Annotated in this window: 1 protein-coding gene; it reads left to right on the top strand. The window is 64.4% G+C overall.

Annotated elements, in window-relative coordinates; all coding sequences use genetic code 11:
• Nucleotides 1-226 precede the first annotated feature (226 nt).
• On the top strand, nucleotides 227-1,224 hold a 998-nt coding region (locus ACXJ3V_RS20055; RefSeq protein WP_457102118.1), incomplete at its 3' end, for a hypothetical protein.

Here is a 1,224-nt window from a genome sequence, read left to right as displayed (position 1 = left end):
GCAGCTCTTCGAGGAGCCCACCAAGCAGCAGGGTCCGCTCACCTCGCCCGCGTCGAAAGTTCGCGCGGCAATTGGCGCATTGGAGCCCGACGACCGGTGGCGAGCAAGCACGTCGCTTCTCCTTGCTAAGGATTTGCTTACTCGAGAACAACTGAGCTCATGGTCCGCGGACCCTCGGAGTCCTGAAACGCTAGAGGCTCTCGCCCGCCGAATTCAGGCGCTGACCGTGAAGGACCGCGAGAAGGCGCTCGGCCCCTTTGCGCGGGCCGTGGAGGCGCTGCTCGCGCCGAGAAAGGCGGCAGATCGCACTCGAGACGAGGTTGCATCTGGCGCCGTACTGAAGATGCCAAGCACCCTGAGCGTCTTGGCAAGCGCGACCCCGCAGTTCCTCAGCTCCGCCGACGCACTTGCTGGCGCAATGGCTACAGCCCTGCGGGCGCGTGGGAGCGGATCCACCGGTGATATCGACCGGCTGAAGCCGCACATCGTCAAGCTTCCGTTTAATCCCGGTGGTGGGCGTTTCCGCTTTCTTGTCGCGTTGTCCGCCGACGAAACACTTGCGCTCCCGGCCGATTGGCTCGAGGGCCTCGGGCCGGACGAGCTCATCGCACTGAGCGATGCCGATAGCGCGCGTTTGACTAGGGTTCCGTCCTGGCGATCACGCGTGGGCGAGATAGCTAAGCAGGCAATCTTGGCTGCAACAACCCGCGGGAGGCTGCTCAGCCTGCTCGCCTCTGGAGCGATTGCGACTTCTGTCGCTCCTGAGACCGCTTCGAAGGCATTCCAGCGTGTAGGCGGCACCGATTCGGCAGTCCGGCAGTGGCTTCAGTTCCTGGGTCGGCAGGACCTGATCGACGACCTCACATCAGCCGTTTCCAGGCTCGAAGCTCGCACGGCTGACGCCGAAAATAGGGCGTCACGGCAGACGGCGATCGCCTCCGACGCAAACAGTCGGATTGCGGAGCTCCAGCGCCGACTGGACAGCGCCGCGGACTCGCATGATTCCGTTCACGACGCCACCTTGCTGCAGGCCGAGCGAGATGCATATCGTCTTGTCGCACGTATTCTCGCCACCGCGGAGTCGGAGGCACGGAACCTCAACGCCGACCAACTTGCGACCCGTCTCCGACAGGTGGTGCGCGTCCAGGGTATCGAGGCAATCGGCACTCGCGACGAAGTTGCCGTGTTCGACCCCGCTGTTCACGATGCGCCCAGCGGACGCCC

The organism is Microbacterium sp. P5_E9, assembly GCF_054049175.1.
This window is presented reverse-complemented; position numbering and strand designations above follow the sequence as displayed.